We start from the raw sequence: 14857 nt of genomic DNA, 5'->3' as shown, positions 1-14857 counted from the left end.
GACATGCCCAATGCTGGCCGCGGGACATGCCCAGCGTCGGCCTCGGGGAGTGGACATAAGGCCACTATGTCCACCCGCGGAGCCCCGGGGAGGGCATGTCCCGCGGTGGCATGGGCAGGCCGGGGCAGGCCGGGGCAGGCCGGGGGAGGACATGCCCAGCGTCGGCCTCGGGGAGTGGACATAAGGCCACTATGTCCACCCGCGGAGCCCCGGGGAGGGCATGCCCCGCGGGGCCTGGCGGTGGCGGGGCCTGGCGGTGGCGGGGCCCGGCGGTGGCGGGGCCTGGCGGGGCCTAGCGGTGCCCGGTGACCGGGTGGCTGGGCCGGGGCACGGTGGCGGGGCCGGGAGAAGCCGGGTGGGCTCAGGGGCGCGGTGTGAGCGTGAGCAGCACGGCCTCGGGTTTGCAGGCGATCCGGACCGGGGCGAAGCGTGAGGTGCCGATGCCGCCGGAGACGTTGACCGGCGTCGTGCGTCCGTTGCTTTCCCAGTCGTGCAGGCCCTTGGCTCGCCAGGTCGGCAGATCGCAGTTGGCCACGAGCGCACCGAATCCCGGGACGCAGATCTGGCCGCCGTGGGTGTGGCCGGCGAGGAGCAGGTCGGCCTGGTCCGCGGTGAAGTGGTCCAGGACGCGCTGGTACGGGGCGTGGATGACGGCGACCCGCAGGTGCGGAGCGCTGTCCTGGCCCTTGGTGCCCCGGGGCCAGCCGGCGTACTGCTCGAGGCCCAGGTGCGGATCGTCGACGCCGGAGAAATCGACGCGCAGGCTCCTGACGATCAGCGACTGGCAGCGGTTGGTCAGGTCCACCCAGCCGCCCATGCCGAAGCCGGCACGGAGCCGCGGCCAGTCCAGTTTGATGGGATCCTGGGGCTTGGCGGACGGTCCCAGGAAGTAGGCAGCCGGGTTTTTCAGCCGCGGGGCGAAATAGTCGTTCGAACCGGGGACAAAGACGCCGGGAAACTTCATCAGCGGGCGCAGCGCCTCCAGCGCCGGTTCCACCGCCTTGGCGTGGCTGAGGTTGTCGCCGGTGTTGACCACCAGATCCGGTTCCAGTTCCGCGAGCGAGGACAGCCACGCGGCCTTGCGGTGCTGTCCGGGCACGAAGTGGATATCGCTCAGGTGCAGAACCCGGATCGGGCCGAATCCGGCCGGGAGGATCGGCAGGGTCTCCTCGCGCAGGACGAACTGGTTCTTCTCCCACAGCCCGTAGCCGGTGGCGGCGGCACCCGTCAGGGCACCGGCGGCGGCGGTGACGGCAAAGCCGCGCCCGATGCTTCGGACGCGGCTTGCCAGTGTGTTGTTGGTGGCCATCGGTTAGGGCTTGTCGCCGTTGCCGGGCTTGGTGTCCGTGGGCACCGGCTCCGGGGCCGGGGCGGACGGATCCGGTGCCGACGGTGTCGACTGCGTCGAGGGCCTCGGTGCCGTGGTGGGAGTCGGGCCGGTCACCAGATTCGACGGCGGGGCCGTGAACGGGTTGGTGCCGTAGGCCGGGGCCACCTGGGTCATGAAGTTCGAGAACTGCGGGCCCGCGATCATGTAGCCGTCGATCGCCTTGTAGGACTTGCCGTTGAAGGTCAGGTTGCGTCCCGGCCGGTCCTGGCCGCCCAGCGCGTCGCCGAACCAGGATGCCGTCGCCAGTCCGCTGGTGTAGCCGACCACCCAGGTGGAGTTGTTGGGGTCGTTGGTGCCGGTCTTGGCGGCGATCGGGAAGCTGGTCTTGGTGGAGATCCGCGGCCTGATCAGGGAGCCGGAGCCACGGTTGAGGACTTCCTGCAGCGCGAAGCTGACACCTCGGGCAACTTCCGGTTTGATCGCATCGCGGCAGCTGGTGGCCTGCGCCGGCAGCTGCTTTCCGCTGGCATCGGTCACCGACTCGATGGCCATCGGCTCGCAGTACTTGCCGTCGTTCGCGAAGGTGGCGAACGCGCTGGCCATGGTCAGCGGCGAGGTCTGGGTCGCGCCGATCAGGTTGGACAGCCGCGTCATCGGGACGGGCTCGTTGGTCTGGCCCGCGTGGATTCCGGCGGCGTCGACGATTTTCTGGATGCCGCAAAGGTCCACACCCGCCGCCGTGGCGAACGTCATGGTGTTGATCGAGTTCGCGAGGCCGTCGACGACGCTCATGTTCTTGTAGTAGCCGTCTTCGGCGTTCTGCAGGTCATCGGCCGCGCCGAGCCGCTTTTCCGCCGTGTTGTAGGCGCCGTCGACCGGGGTGGGGCAGGTGTTCTTCCACCGGTAGTTCAACGGGTATTTGCGCACGGAACCGTTGAGGACCGTGTTCATCGACTTGCCTTCGTTGAGCCACGCGGCGAAGGTGAAGGGCTTCATCGTGGAGCCGGGCTGGAAGCCGCCCAGGCCGCCGAGGTCGTTGCCCTGGGCGTCCCGCGTATCGACGTTGAAGTTGATGACGTTGTTGAACTTTCCTTCGGCCTCAAGGAACTGGGTGTTCTGGGCCATCGATACGATCTTGCCCGAGCCCGGTTGCACGGAGACCAGCGAGGCGCCCCACTTGTCCGGGTTTTCCCCGGCGGAGGCCTCCACCTGGGCCTGTGCCACCGCCTGGGCGTTCGGATCCAGCGTGGTCTTGATGGTTAGGCCGCCGCGGAACACCGCCCGCTCACGTTCCTTCGCGTCGGCGCCGTAGGCCGGGTTGTTCAGCAGCAGGTGCAGCACGTAGTCACAGAAGTACGGGGCCGTGGTCGAGTAGGCGCAACCCTGGCGCGGCTGGGTGACCTTCGTTTCCACCGGGGTGGCCACCGCGGCGTCGTAGGCGGGCTGCTTGATCTTGTCCTGCGTCAGCATGGACTGCAGCACGAGGTCTCGGCGGACCTTGGCGTTTTCCGGGTTGTTGATCGGGTCGAAGTAGGACGGGCTGTTGACCAGGCCGGCCAGCAGCGCTGCCTGCGGCAGGGTCAGGTCCTTCGCGGTGGTGCTGAAGAAGAACTTGGACGCGGCCTCGATGCCGTAGGCGTCCCGGTTGAAGAACACGATGTTGAGGTAGCCCTCAAGGATCTGCTCCTTGGTGAACTTCTTCTCGAGCGCGATGGCGAGCTTCATCTCACGCAGCTTGTCGCCCACGCCCTTGTTCACACCGTTCAGGAGAACCTGGTCACCCTTGCCCTCGGCCTCGAGTGTGGAGTTGATGACGTTGTTCACGTACTGCTGGGTGATGGTCGAGGCACCCTGCCGGTTGCCGCGGGCGGTGCTGACCAGGGCTCGCATGATGCCGGTGGTGTCCACCCCGCCGTGCACATAGAAGCGGCTGTCCTCAATGGCGATCACCGCGTCCTTGACATACGGCGACATCTGGTCCAGGGACACCCGGGTGCGGTTCTCGGCGTAGAGGTTGGCGATCACGCTGCCGTCGGAGGCCAGGATCGACGTCGACTGGCTCGGCGGGTCCACCTGCAGTTCGGCCGGGAGGGTCTCGAAGAACTTGATCGATCCGCTCGCGGAGCCGCCGGTGACAGCGGCCGCAGGGACCAGCAGCCCCGCCACCAGGACGCCACAAATGGCGCTCACGCCCAGGAAAAGAAGGATCTTTCCGAGGGTGGTGGCCGTGTCAAATAAAGGGTTCTTACCAGTCGCCATGTTTTCCACTTTACCGGCAAGGACTAGGCTTTAGCTCATGACCAAATGGGAGTACGCCACGATTCCGCTCATTATCCACGCCACAAAGCAGATTTTGGACCAGTGGGGTGACGACGGCTGGGAGCTCGTGCAGGTTGTCACAGGCCCGGACGGCAACGGCCTCGTTGCCTACCTGAAGCGGGAGAAGCAGTAGCCATGAGCACCCCCGCATCCGCCGCTCCCGGCGCCTCCGCAGAGTCCGTGGCGCCGGCCCAGAGCGCCGCCGGCACCGGCGCGTCGTCCGCCGTCGAGCAGCGCCTCGCCGAGCTCGGCCTGAGCCTGCCGGAGGTCGCCGCCCCGGTCGCCGCCTACGTGCCCGCCGTGGTCTCCGGCAACCACGTGTACACCTCCGGCCAGCTGCCCTTCATCAACGGCAAGCTTGAGGCGACCGGAAAGGTGTCCTCCGGCACCGAGGGCGCCTCGGATGAGGCCACCGTCTCGCCGGAGGCTGCCAAGCAGTACGCCGCGGTATGCGCCGTCAACGCCCTGGCCGCGGTGAAGAGTGTCATCGGTGACCTGGACCGGATCACGAGGATCGTTAAGGTGGTCGGCTTCGTGTCCTCCGACCCGTCCTTCACCGGCCAGCCCGGTGTGATCAACGGCGCGTCCGACCTGCTCGGCAAGGTCCTCGGCGACGCCGGCCAGCACGCACGGTCCGCCGTCGGCGTGGCCGTCCTCCCGCTCGACTCCCCGGTTGAAGTCGAACTGATCGCCGAATTCGCCTAAAGGCCGGTCAACTCCCTTGCCTCAGTTAGCCCGACGCCTGTTTGATCTTCCCCCGGATCTTGAGGGGGCGGCCCGCAGCTGGATTGAACACGGTGAGCGGACGCCCCGCAAGCCCCGCTTCGCTTCCTCGGTGGTGCTGCTGCGCGATTCGCCGACGGGGCTGGAGACGTGGCTGGGCTACCGGCCCGGCACGTCACCGCTGGGTGTTCTCGCCTTTCCCGGCGGATCGCTGGAGGCGTCCGACGACGACGCCGTCGGCTGGCTGGGCCCCTCGGCGCAGCATTGGGCCGAGCAGATGGGGACCGCCGACGTCGGGCTGGCGCGCCGCCACGTGGTCGGCGCCATCCGTGAACTGTTCGAGGAAACCGGCATTCTGCTGGCCGGGCCCGACCTGTCCACCACGGTGGAGGCGACCACTTCCGCGGACTGGATGCGGGCCCGGGTTGCCGTCGCGGAGCAGGAGAAGTCCTTCACCGAGGTGCTCGCCAAGCGCGGGCTCTCGGTGCGGACGGACCTGCTCAAACCCCTGGTCAACTGGCTCAGCCCGGACTTCGCGCACCGCCGCTTCAACACCCGCTATTTCGCCGCAACGGTGCCCGTGAACCAGCAGCCGTCGCTGCTGGCCACCAAGGGCGTCTGGGGCCGCTGGGTCTGCGCCCGCAGGGTCATCGACGAACGGACCACCACCGCACTCGGCGACGAGGTGGGCCAGGAGAACACGGTCGGGCGCACGCTCGGCGAGCTCCTGGTGCCCGGCTCGGAGATCATGCTCGAAAAGATGGCGGCGGCCAACGGCTGCATCGCGTACTTGAGCTACAAGCGCAAATTCCACGTCTACCAGCCGAAGCTCGTCGAGGAAGACGGGCAGCTCATGCTCGAGGTCGAGGCGGCCAAGACCGTCGCCGGAGAACCCCAGCGCGAACGCTGACCCGCCTCCACCCCGCCCCCGGCTGGACATGTCCTCCGGTGGTCCGGGCGGATGGACATGATGGCATTGGGTCCACTCCTGGACGCGGGGACTGGGCATGTCCCGCGGGAGCTCTGACCAGGACAGGGCATGTCCTCTGGCTCATCCCGCCGTACCACTGGACATGTCCACCGGTGGCCCGGGCGGATGGACATGATGGCATTGTGTCCACTCCTGGACGCGGGGACTGGGCATGTCCCGCGGGAGGGGGATAGGGGTAGGGCTTAACCACCGAAGGCCGGCACCGTTTTCACGGGCCGGCCTTCGGTGTGCTGCCAAACAGGGTTAGCGGGAGCGCTGGCGGAGGCGCTGCATGTCGAGGATGACGACGGCGCGGGCCTCCAGGCGCAGCCAGCCGCGCTGCACGAATTCGGCGAGGGCCTTGTTGACGGTTTCGCGGGAAGCCCCGACCAGCTGGGCCAGTTCTTCCTGGGTCAGCTCGTGGGCGACCAGGACGCCGTCGGTGGCGGGACGGCCGAAGCGGTCCGCCAGGTCGAGCAGCGCCTTCGCGACCCGGCCCGGAACGTCGGAGAAGACCAAGTCGGAGAGGGAATCGTTGGTGCGGCGCAGCCGGCGGGCCAGGGCCTGCAGCAGCTGGGCCGAAACCTCCGGACGGGTGCGCAGCAGCGCATTGAGGCTCTCGTTCTTGAGTCCGGCCAGGCGCGTTTCCGAGACGGCCGTTGCCGTGGCAGTGCGGGGGCTCGGATCGAACAGCGCCATTTCGCCGAACAGTTCACCCGGGCCGAGGATGGCCAGCAGTGATTCGCGGCCGTCCGGGGACGTGCGCCCGAGCTTGACCTTGCCGGAGACGATGAAGTAGAGCTGGTCGCCCTGGTCGCCTTCCCGGAATACCGAGGCTCCGCGTGAGAGGTCCACCTCGGTGAGTTCGTCCGTCAACAGACGGAACGCCTCGTCGTCGAGCGTGGCGAAAAGGGGTGCGCGGCGCAATACCTCGATATCCATGAAAACTCCTGACTAAACTGTGTCGGCTGGGGCGCTTCAGCCATTGTTTCAGAATTTTGGAGCTTCTGTGACGTACTTGGCACCGAAACGCGGCAAACGTCATGCCCGGGGCGGCAGGAGCACCCACCGCGGGGCCGCCCGGCGCGCCCGGCAAACTGTCAGCCGGCGCCGGTAGAATTGGGGCTTACCTGCCTATCAAGGAGCTTTGGTGTTCGGCTTGACCATCCTGGACCTCGTCCTGATCCTGACGCTGCTTTCCTACCTGATCCATGGCCTGCGCAACGGCTTCCTGGTCACCGTCGGCGGCATCGCGGGCTTCGCCGCGGGCGCCGTGGCGGCGTTCCTGTCCGTCCCCATTGTCAGCGGCCTGGTGCCGGACAGCGGCTGGCGCCTCACGGCGATCATTGCCGCCGCCGTGCTGCTGATGGTGCTGGGGCACGGGCTGGGCACGGCGATCGGCCGCCGGGTCCGCAACGTCGTGCGGATCAGGCCGCTCCGGTCGATCGACCGCGTGGCCGGCGGCGGCGTCAATGTGGTGGTCTCCGCCCTGGTCATGTCGATGCTGGCCTTCAGCCTCGGTGCGCTCGGCGTTCCCTTCGTCTCCCAGCCGCTGGCCGAGTCGAAGGTCATCCGCTTCATCGACGGCGTGACTCCCGTGCCGGTAAAGGCGTCGATGGCCCAGCTGCGGTCCACTGTGATCGGCGAGGGCATCCCGACCCTGTTCGAGGGAATCGGCCAGGGCCAGCCGGTGGCCGTTCCGGACGCAAGCACCAACACCCCGGCCCTGAACAACGCCGCGGCTTCGGTCCTGAAGATTGCGGGCACCGCCTACCAGTGCGGTCAGAACCAGACCGGATCGGGTTTCGTGGTGTCTCCCGGCAGGGTGGTCACGAACGCCCACGTGGTCGCCGGCGTGCCCGAACCGGTCGTGGAAATCCCCGGTGGCGGCGCCCTGCCCGGGCGCGTGGTGTACTTCGACAGCCAGCATGACCTCGCCGTCGTGGCCGTGGACGGCCTGGGCGCGGCCCCGCTGCCGCTCAGCGCCGACCTGCCCGCCGGAAGCCCGGCAGCGTTTGCCGGTTACCCCCACGGCGGCCCGTTCCAGTCCAAACCCGCCACCGTGCAGGACATTGCGACGGTGCTGGTGCCGGACATCTACGGCGGCAATCCCGCGCCGGAGGACGTGTACCGGATTGCCGGGGACGTCCAGCCGGGCAACTCCGGCGGACCGCTGCTGACCCCCGACGGGCAGGTCGCGGGCGTGATCTTCGCCAAGGCCACGGAGGAATCGTCGCTGGGTTATGCCATCACGATGACGGATTTGGGGCCGGTCGCCGCCAAGGCGCCGGGCCTCGGCCGTGCCGTCTCCCCGGGACAGTGCATCCAGAAATAACCGGGCCGGCGGAACCGGCCGAAACGCCCCGGCTTCCGGGGATCGGCCGCTAGAGCCATTCCAGGCTCTGGCCGTGCGGTCCGGCGATCGCGGCGGGCCGGCCGTTGTGCAGCAGCAGGAACCGGCCGCGGAGCCGGGATTCTTCCATTTCGGGAACCACGCTGGAGCCATCGGCCTGGATGATCACCGTGTGCCCTTCGTTCGAGAGCCAGTGGCAGCCTCGTTCGGCGGCGAGCCGGGCCATGGTACCCCGGAAACGCTCCCTGGCCTCCGCATCGAGGTAGGCCATGACCGCGCTGTGGAAGACCACCAGGGTGGCATCCGCCGGGGCCTGCGCGGCGAGGGCGGGGAGCCGGTCGTTGAGGTCCCCGGCCACCAGGAGCGGCGGGTCGGCCCGGGCGATGGCGACCGCCTGGCGCAGCCGTTCGCGGCGGAAGTCCTGCTCCGGCCAGACCAGCGCTTCGAGCCAGGCGACGTCGTCGGCGTTCCGGACGTCCAGCGGGTTAAGGTCGATCCCGGCACGCCAGACCACCGGCGGAAGTTCCGCCGGCAGCGGGAGCGGGACCGGGCCGGTGACGGTGCAGCCCAGGACCGGGTAGCTGCCCGGTGCGGCGCCGGCCGGGAGCAGCCGCGTGACCTCGCCGCCGGCGTCGTACTCAAAGCCGTAGCGGTCCGGAAACAGGGCGAGACCGGCCGACGCCCCGACCTCGAGGAGTGCCAGCGGGCGCCCGCCGGCGGCGGCGATCTGCGCCAGGGACGGCAGTAGGGAGGCGCACCGCCCGGCCTCATTGGTCTGGGTGGCCCGGCTGAGCACGATCCGCGTGACCTCGTCCCAGCGGGCGTCCAGGAACGCCCGGAAGTCCGGGTAGGGGCTGATCCGCGCGCCGAGGAACCGGGCGGCCGCGAGCATCAGCAGCGGCTGGCGTTTGTTGTACGGCCACTGGTCGATCCGGCGGATCAGCTCCGGGTCATCCGCGATGCGCACGGACCACTCCGCGTAACAGGCGGAATTGCCCGGCGCGTCGACGGTGCCGAAGTGCCGGTACCACTCGGCCGTGGCCGACCCCCCGGCGGCGGGGGCGCTGCCGGGCACGGGCTCAGCGCTGCCGGGCACGGCGCCGCGCTCACCGGGGGACATGTTCAGTCCTTGCCGGCCTGCAGCCCGGCGAGGTACTCGACGGCGAACTGGTAGCCCAGGATCCCTGCGCCGGCGATCACGGCCTTGCTGATGTCGGAGAGATAGGAGTGGTGCCGGAACTCCTCGCGGGCATGGACGTTCGTGATGTGGACCTCGACGGCGGGCAGCTGCACCGCGGAGATGGCGTCCCGGATGGCGACCGAGGTATGTGTGTACGCGCCGGCGTTGATCACGATGCCGAGCGCCTTCCCGCGGGCGGCATGGATGGCGTCCACGAGCGCCCCCTCATGGTTGGACTGGAAGCACTCGACGTCGAGTCCGTGCGCCGCGCCGGTGTCCTTGGCCAGACGTTCGACGTCGGCGAGGGTGGCGGTGCCGTACTTGTCGGGTTCGCGGGTGCCGAGCAGGTTCAGGTTGGGTCCGTTGAGGACCAGGATGGTGCCGCGGCCGGCGCCGTCGGGGGTGGTTTCGCTCATGCCTGCCAATGTATCGCGTTGCGTCGAGGGCCGCGGCCCCGGCGCAGAAACGGCGGCGCGAATCGTCAGCGAAGCGGCGGGCAGATGACAGCCCGGAGTGGCCGGCGGCCACTGGAACGCAGCTGCTGTCCTACCTAAACTGAAAGGACCACCGTGCGGAGCTCCCGTACCGGTCAGCTCGTGCGCGGAAAGCCCGATCACGGAGCACATCATGCGCAATATTTCTGCAGAAAAATCATTCCGCCGGCTTGCCGTGGGCATCATCGCCCTGGCCGCGTTTCTCGTGCCGGCGCCGCCGGCCGCCGCATCCGGCGCGGACCGGGATGACCGGTCACCGGTCATCACACTTCCCGGCGCCACCGGCGCTGAAGGCATCGCCGCGGGGGAGGGCAGTACGTTCTTCGCCGGCGACCTGCTCAATGGCAACATCTACCGCGGCGACGTCGACAAAGGCACCGCAAAACTGTTCATCACAGCGCCGGAGGGCCGGGCAGCCGTCGGCCTGAAAGTTGACCGGGACAACGACCTTTTGTTCGTCGCCGGCGGCGCCACCGGCCAGGCCTACGTGTATGACCTGGCGACCAAAGAAACCGTGAAAGTCTACGAACTCGCCCCCGCCGGCGCCAGCTTCATCAACGACGTCGCGCTGACCGGCGACGGCGCATGGTTCACCAACTCCCGCGCCGGGGAGCTCTACCGGATCCCGATCGGCCATAACGGGAAACTGGGCCACGTCCGGACCCTGGCGCTGAAGGCACCGGCCGGCACCGTGGACGACGGGTTCAACCTCAACGGCATCGCCGCCGCCGACGACGGCGACACGCTGATCGTGGCCCACAGCGCCCGCGGCGCCCTGTACGCGGTGGACCCGGACAACGGATCCAACCAGCAGATCGGCGTCACGGACTCCTCCGGCGCCCCGGTCAAGGTGACGAACGTCGACGGCATCGTGGTCCGGAACGACACCCTCTGGGCCGTGCAGAACTTCTCGAACCAGGTCAGCCGGATTGAACTGAACGGGTCGCTGGGCAAGGGGAAGGTTCATGACGTCATCACCAGCCCGAACTTCGACGTCCCGACGACGGCGGCGCTGTTCGGCGATACCCTCGCCCTCGTCAACGCGAAATTCTCGACGCCGCACGCCACGAGCTTCGAGGTCGTCCTGGTCGGGGCCTGCTCCGGGTGAACAACGCGGGGTCAGACCGGGCCCATCCCCGGGGCCGACATGGGCGATAGGTGACCCCGCGTTGCTTTATATCCGGGAGCTGGCCACGGAATGAGTCCTTAACGTGTTGCAAGCCGTTCTATCCGGCGCAGCGCCAGGGCGCACACCGGAAGGTAGGCCGGCGCCCACCACGGCACGGTGGTGACGAGGCAGCCGCCGGGCTGCGGAACGACCCGGTGGCCCGTGGCAGGGATCCCCGCCACGGACCAGGACCAGAACCGTGCCGGCTCGAACGCCGTCACGGTGCAGGGCAGGGCCGCACCCAGGACGGTGCGGACCCTGCCGCGGCTGCCGAGCCGGATCCCTCCGCCTGCGGTCCCGGCCGCACTCCCGGCCGGGACCGGCTCGACGCCGGTGATCGACGGCCCCCAGGCCGGCCACTTCCCAGTATCGGTGAGCAGATCCCAGACGTCCTCGACGGACGCCGCGACCCGGCGCGATACGGACAAGGTCACCGGGGCGTGCTCACTTCCGGAGCGACTGCGCGATCTGGGCCATCACGGTGTTGTCGGCCAGGGTCGTGGCGTCGCCGACTTCCCGTCCTTCCGCGACATCCTTGAGCAGCCGCCGCATGATCTTGCCGGAGCGGGTCTTGGGCAGTTCAGGGACAACGAGGATGGTCTTGGGCTTGGCGATCGGCCCGATCTCCTTGCTGACGTGGTTCCGGAGTTCCTGTACGATCGCGTCCCCGGTGTCCACGGCATCCCCGCGCAGGATCACGAAGGCGACGACGGCCTGGCCGGTGGTCTCGTCCGCTGCGCCTACGACGGCGGCCTCGGCCACCGCGGGGTGGGACACCAGCGCGGATTCGATCTCCGCGGTGGAGAGGCGGTGGCCGGAAATGTTCATCACGTCATCGACCCGGCCGAGCAGCCAGATGTCGCCGTCCTCGTCCTTCTTCGCGCCGTCCCCGGCGAAGTACATGGTCTCGAAGCGGGACCAGTACGTTTCCTTGAACCGCTCCGGGTCGCCCCAGATGCCGCGCAGCATGGCCGGCCACGGTTCGCGGATCACGAGGTAGCCGCCGGAGCCGTTGGGCACCGACTCGCCGGCCTCGTCCACCACATCCACCGCGATGCCGGGCAGCGGGACCTGGGCCGAGCCGGGCTTGGTGGCCGTGACGCCGGGCAGCGGGGCGATCATCTGCGCGCCGGTTTCGGTCTGCCACCAGGTGTCCACGATCGGGGCCGGGGTTTCCTTCCGCTCGCCGTTCTTGCCGGCGTTGCCGCCGATGACCTCGCGGTACCACATCCACGCTTCGGGGTTGATGGGTTCGCCGACGGAGCCCAGGACCCGGATCGAGGAGAGGTCCGATTTCGCGGGGATCTCCTTGCCCCACTTCATGAACGTCCGGATCGCGGTGGGGGCGGTGTAGAGGATGGAGACCTTGTACTTCTCGACGATCTCCCACCAGCGGCCCTGGTGCGGGGAGTCCGGGGTGCCCTCGTACATCACCTGGGTGGCGCCGTTCAGGAGCGGTGCGTAGGCGACGTAGGAATGCCCGGTGATCCAGCCGACGTCGGCCGTGCACCAGTAGACGTCGGTTTCCGGCTTGAGGTCAAAGACGGCCTTGTGGGTGTAGGCGGTCTGGGTGAGGTAGCCGCCGGTGGTGTGCAGGATTCCCTTGGGCTTTCCCGTGGTCCCGGAGGTGTAAAGGATGAAGAGCGGGTGCTCGGAGTCATGCCCGACGGCGGTGTGCTCGCCGGATGCGGTCCCGACGGTGTCCGCCCACCAGTGGTCCCGGCCGTCGTGCCAGTCGACGTCCTGGCCGTTGCGCTTGACCACCACAACGTTCTCAACCGTGTGCCCGGAACCGTCTCCCTCATGGGCCAGGGCCTCGTCGACGGCGTGCTTGAGCGAGCTGGGCTTGCCGCGGCGGTAGGTGCCGTCCGCGGTGACCACGAGCTTGGCCTCGGCGTCGTCGATCCGGGAACGGAGCGCCTCGGCGGAGAAGCCGCCGAAGACCACCGAATGGATGGCGCCGATCCGGGCGCAGGCCAGCAGCGTGATGACAGCCTCGGGAATCATCGGCAGGTACACGGCCACCCGGTCGCCCTTGGCGACGCCGAGCGACTCGAACGCGTTGGCCGCCTTCTTGACCTCGTCGGTGAGCTGGGCGTAGGTGTACGTGCGGGTGTCCCCGGGTTCGCCCTCGAAGTAGATCGCGACGCGGTCGCCGTGGCCGGCCTCGACATGGCGGTCCAGCGCGTTGTAGGCCGCGTTGACCTCGCCGCCGACGAACCACTTCGCGAACGGCGGGTTGGACCAGTCCAGGGCCTGGCTGAAGTCCTTGCTCCAGCTCAGTAGCTCACGGGCCTGCTTCGCCCAGAAGGCGGGCCGGTCGGCGTCGGCCTCGGCGTAGTCCGCGGCGGTGACCACGGCGTTGGCCGCAAACTCGGGTGAAGGGGCGAACTTACGGTTCTCCTGCGACAGGTTTTCGAAGGCATCGCGCTGGGGAGCCTGCGTCGTCGTGGAGCCGGGTGTCTGCTGGGACATGGTGAACCTCATCATTCATCGATCCGTGCTGTGGGGAGCATCCGTTCCGCCGCAGCGCCGGGCCGCTTGCGCGTCGTCGGGCATCGGCTGGTCACGGACGTACCGCGAAAAGCTGTTCCGAAATACACACTAACGCCTGCGCCGCGCCGGACGTGTGCCGCGTCACATGCCGAACCGTGAGCGGTGTTTGTTAAGCGCCGAGTGGCGGCGGGGGTGCCCCGCCCAGCAAAACCGGGACGCCAGTTCGTGCCCCTTCCCCCGGCTTGTCAGCTAGTGATCGGCCTGCCACTTGACTAGGCTGAGATGAAGTTGTGACATCCGATGGAGGCGACGGGACCGCCCACGGTCCTGCTCGGCCTGCTGTTAGACGGTCCTGTCCAGAGTGCCGCCATGCTAAGGAGAACCGAATGAACGAGCAAGCAAACGGGCAACTCAAGACGCCCGCCCAAAGCCAGGGCAACGGCAGCGGGGACCAGCCTGCCGGCTACGGGGAAGCCCCCCGTTTTACGGTCGACAAGGCAGCCAGCAAGCCGGCCGGCAAGAAGAACGAAGCGGTCCTCGGACCGTTCACCATCCGCGATCTGACGGTTTTCGGCTCGACGCTCATTCTGTTCGTTGCGTCACTGATCCCGATGTTTGCCGTCCGCTACAACCTGTGGAACCTCGGCAGCCTGTTCTTCCTAGGCCTCGGGATCCTGCTGCCGGTGATCGTGACTGCCCTGTTCGCGGCGCGGCGGCTCAGCCCCGGGACGAAGATCCGGATTGGCTCCCTGTCGGTTGACCAGTTCGGCTCCGTGGTCGCGTCGTTCGCCGTCGCGTTCTTCTTCCTCGCCGTTGCGGGCGCCTACGTCCCCAGCATGCTGCTGGCCCTGGTCGGCGCGCTGGGGCTTTTCTCGGCCACGGTGCTGGGCCGCCTGATCCCGTCTTTCGCCGGTGATTTTCTGGACCGCGCCGAGGTCCCGGCCCACGTGGTGGCCCGCGAGTCTGCGGTCCCCGTCCGCAAGCCGCGCGCGCCGAAGGCGCCGAAGGACGCCAGAGACGAGCATGCGCCGAAGTCTGAAGCCGCCAACCCCGTTGCCGGCTGGGCGAAGCGGATGACCTCGGGCGGAAAGTCCGACGCCTCCGTCCCGGCAGGCGTGTCGGGCGCGTCGGGCGCGTCAGCAGTCCGCCCCGAAGCGTCGACGCCGGCAGCAGTCTCGGCGGCACCGGCACGTACCGCCGCGCCCGTTCCGGTCGTGGGTTCCCCGGAAACCCAGGTCGGCGGGATCGTGCCCGTGGCGTCCGCGCCGCCAGCTCCCTCCGGCGTCGGGCAGACCCAGGCCGCCGCCGTCGTGAACCCTGCCGCGGCAGGGTCCACCGGGAATTCCGCAGCGAATGCGCCCGCCGGGCAGGTTCCGGACGCACAGGCCCGGGCCGCCGCGGCCGCGGAGGACACCCGGGCGGCCGACGTTCCCGCGGCTTCTGGCCACGCCCCGACCACGGTGAATCCGCAGGTGCGCGAGCAGGAGCCGATCGGCGCCACGGTTGATCCCGCAAGCCGCCCCGAGGAAGACGACGACGTCCAGCCCGTCCACGAGGCATTCTGGTTCGCCGTCGCCCAGCCCCGCACCGCAGTGGACGAGCACAGCGGGGCGCCGGCGTTCGTGATTGAGCCCGGCGGCTGGGTGCTCGCCCTTGAGGACCGGGGCCACGAGTTCCTCGTCCAGCACACCGACGGCCGTGTGGGCCTGCTGCGCGACCTCAGCAACATCGAACGCGGTTAGCCAGTCCCCGTGGCCATCGAGGACAGCACAGCGGCACCCGGCGGCGCCGCACCCGGCAAGAGGGCCGGTCCCAAGGGTGTCC

General features: G+C 68.8%; 13 protein-coding genes. 6 read left to right on the top strand and 7 right to left on the bottom strand.

Annotated features, from left to right (window positions below):
• Positions 1-361: 361 nt before the first annotated feature.
• Together AC50YM_RS15310 and AC50YM_RS15305 are read right to left on the bottom strand one after the other, a co-directional pair.
• Positions 362-1309, bottom strand: coding sequence for a metallophosphoesterase (locus AC50YM_RS15310; RefSeq protein ID WP_494957807.1), 948 nt, complete (start codon positions 1307-1309; stop codon positions 362-364).
• Between the two features lie 3 nt (positions 1310-1312).
• Positions 1313-3589 (bottom strand): transglycosylase domain-containing protein, encoded by a 2277-nt coding sequence (locus tag AC50YM_RS15305; protein WP_494957806.1) that lies wholly within the window; start codon positions 3587-3589, stop codon positions 1313-1315.
• 37 nt (positions 3590-3626) lie between these two features.
• Here AC50YM_RS15305 and sp36 point away from each other — a divergent pair, with 37 nt between their 5' ends.
• Genes sp36 through AC50YM_RS15290 form a run of 3 tightly spaced genes read left to right on the top strand, consistent with a single transcriptional unit; the run spans position 3627 to position 5282 of the window.
• A complete protein-coding gene (gene sp36, locus AC50YM_RS15300; protein ID WP_159828426.1) occupies positions 3627-3782 on the top strand; it encodes a Sp36 family protein in 156 nt (51 codons plus the stop codon).
• A 2-nt stretch (positions 3783-3784) separates the two neighbouring features.
• A complete protein-coding gene (locus AC50YM_RS15295; protein WP_494957805.1) occupies positions 3785-4354 on the top strand; it encodes a RidA family protein in 570 nt (189 codons plus the stop codon).
• A gap of 16 nt (positions 4355-4370) precedes the next feature.
• Positions 4371-5282, top strand: coding sequence for an NUDIX hydrolase (locus tag AC50YM_RS15290; protein ID WP_494957804.1), 912 nt, complete (start codon positions 4371-4373; stop codon positions 5280-5282).
• Positions 5283-5606: 324 nt separating this feature from the next.
• Here the strand turns inward: AC50YM_RS15290 and AC50YM_RS15285 are convergent, their stop codons facing one another.
• Complete coding sequence (locus AC50YM_RS15285; protein WP_011693220.1) at positions 5607-6284, bottom strand: Crp/Fnr family transcriptional regulator; 678 nt, start codon at positions 6282-6284, stop codon at positions 5607-5609.
• A gap of 208 nt (positions 6285-6492) precedes the next feature.
• Here AC50YM_RS15285 and AC50YM_RS15280 point away from each other — a divergent pair, with 208 nt between their 5' ends.
• Complete coding sequence (locus AC50YM_RS15280; protein WP_494957803.1) at positions 6493-7677, top strand: MarP family serine protease; 1185 nt, start codon at positions 6493-6495, stop codon at positions 7675-7677.
• A gap of 49 nt (positions 7678-7726) precedes the next feature.
• On the opposite strand, the gene AC50YM_RS15275 is transcribed toward AC50YM_RS15280, so the two are convergent.
• Both AC50YM_RS15275 and aroQ read right to left on the bottom strand, forming a co-directional pair.
• A complete protein-coding gene (locus AC50YM_RS15275; protein WP_494957802.1) occupies positions 7727-8815 on the bottom strand; it encodes a DUF2332 domain-containing protein in 1089 nt (362 codons plus the stop codon).
• 2 nt (positions 8816-8817) lie between these two features.
• The gene (gene aroQ, locus AC50YM_RS15270) at positions 8818-9291 is read right to left on the bottom strand and encodes a type II 3-dehydroquinate dehydratase (RefSeq protein ID WP_494957801.1); all 474 of its coding nucleotides are present in this window, start codon (positions 9289-9291) and stop codon (positions 8818-8820) included.
• Positions 9292-9502: 211 nt separating this feature from the next.
• Here aroQ and AC50YM_RS15265 point away from each other — a divergent pair, with 211 nt between their 5' ends.
• A complete protein-coding gene (locus tag AC50YM_RS15265) occupies positions 9503-10477 on the top strand; it encodes an SMP-30/gluconolactonase/LRE family protein (protein WP_494957800.1) in 975 nt (324 codons plus the stop codon).
• A gap of 98 nt (positions 10478-10575) precedes the next feature.
• Here AC50YM_RS15265 and AC50YM_RS15260 read toward each other — a convergent pair whose 3' ends face one another.
• The gene (locus AC50YM_RS15260) at positions 10576-10971 is read right to left on the bottom strand and encodes an SRPBCC family protein (RefSeq protein ID WP_494957799.1); all 396 of its coding nucleotides are present in this window, start codon (positions 10969-10971) and stop codon (positions 10576-10578) included.
• A gap of 10 nt (positions 10972-10981) precedes the next feature.
• Entirely contained in the window at positions 10982-13012 is a 2031-nt protein-coding gene (acs, locus tag AC50YM_RS15255; RefSeq protein ID WP_494957842.1) for an acetate--CoA ligase, read from the bottom strand.
• A gap of 407 nt (positions 13013-13419) precedes the next feature.
• Here acs and AC50YM_RS15250 point away from each other — a divergent pair, with 407 nt between their 5' ends.
• The gene (locus tag AC50YM_RS15250) at positions 13420-14775 is read left to right on the top strand and encodes a hypothetical protein (RefSeq protein WP_494957798.1); all 1356 of its coding nucleotides are present in this window, start codon (positions 13420-13422) and stop codon (positions 14773-14775) included.
• Positions 14776-14857 lie beyond the last annotated feature (82 nt).

The organism is Pseudarthrobacter sp. RHLT1-30-1 (assembly GCF_059383415.1).
This window is presented reverse-complemented; position numbering and strand designations above follow the sequence as displayed.